Consider the following 1195-nt stretch of genomic DNA (forward strand, 5'->3'; position numbering starts at 1 on the left):
CAGTTATCCAGCAGCTGCCATCACTTTGATTGGTAGTGGGGCACTTCGTGGTGCAGGGAATACGAAAATACCGCTACTGATTAACGGTAGCCTGAATATTCTTAATATTATTATTAGCGGCATATTGATTTACGGCCTTTTCTCCTGGCCGGGACTGGGATTTGTCGGGGCTGGGTTGGGTTTAACCATTTCTCGTTATATTGGCGCAGTTGCAATTTTGTGGGTGCTGGCGATTGGTTTTAATCCTGCGCTAAGGATTTCGTTAAAGAGCTATTTTAAACAGCTGAATTTTAGCATTATCTGGGAAGTCATGGGGATTGGTATTCCAGCGAGTGTCGAATCAGTGTTATTTACCAGTGGTCGGTTATTAACCCAAATGTTCGTTGCCGGGATGGGGACCAGTGTTATTGCCGGAAATTTTATCGCGTTTTCAATTGCGGCTCTTATCAACTTACCCGGAAGTGCGCTCGGCTCTACTTCTACGATCATTACAGGCCGAAGGTTGGGGGTAGGGCAGATAGCGCAAGCAGAGATTCAGTTGCGGCATGTGTTCTGGCTTTCCACTCTTGGATTAACGGCCATCGCCTGGCTAACGGCTCCCTTTGCCGGGGTTATGGCATCGTTTTACACCCAGGATCCACAGGTTAAACATGTCGTTGTGATTCTGATTTGGCTAAATGCTTTATTTATGCCTATTTGGTCCGCCTCATGGGTGCTACCCGCTGGATTTAAAGGTGCTCGTGATGCCCGTTACGCCATGTGGGTTTCGATGTTGAGCATGTGGGGTTGTCGGGTTGTAGTCGGTTATGTGCTGGGAATCATGCTTGGCTGGGGTGTGGTTGGTGTCTGGATGGGAATGTTTGCCGACTGGGCTGTGCGGGCCGTGCTGTTTTACTGGCGAATGGTTACTGGACGTTGGCTATGGAAATACCCTCGACCCGAGCCGCAAAAGTGTGAAAAAAAGCCAGTTGTGTCGGAATAAACGACAAAATGCAGATTATTTCAGCAAACGATTTCAAATTTAAAAAACAGGCTTTGACATTGTGGGTGGACATCGCTAATATTCGCCTCGTTCTCACGATTCCTCTGTAGTTCAGTCGGTAGAACGGCGGACTGTTAATCCGTATGTCACTGGTTCGAGTCCAGTCAGAGGAGCCAAATTTTAGTTTTGAGACATCTCTATGAGTCTCAAAAC

Annotated in this window: 1 protein-coding gene and 1 tRNA gene; both read left to right on the forward strand. The window is 47.4% G+C overall.

Translation table 11 applies throughout. The annotated features are described in order from the left end of the window. Nucleotides 1-982 (forward strand): toxic metabolite efflux MATE transporter YeeO (gene yeeO / locus E0D98_RS24490; RefSeq protein ID WP_131891297.1); only part of this gene is annotated, 982 nt, incomplete at its 5' end. A 100-nt stretch (nucleotides 983-1082) separates the two neighbouring features. Continuing rightward, nucleotides 1083-1158, forward strand: a tRNA-Asn gene (locus tag E0D98_RS24495). Nucleotides 1159-1195: the final 37 nt, after the last annotated feature.

The organism is Escherichia sp. KCJ4928 (assembly GCF_004352695.1).
Classification (GTDB): Bacteria; Pseudomonadota; Gammaproteobacteria; order Enterobacterales; family Enterobacteriaceae; genus ECMA0423.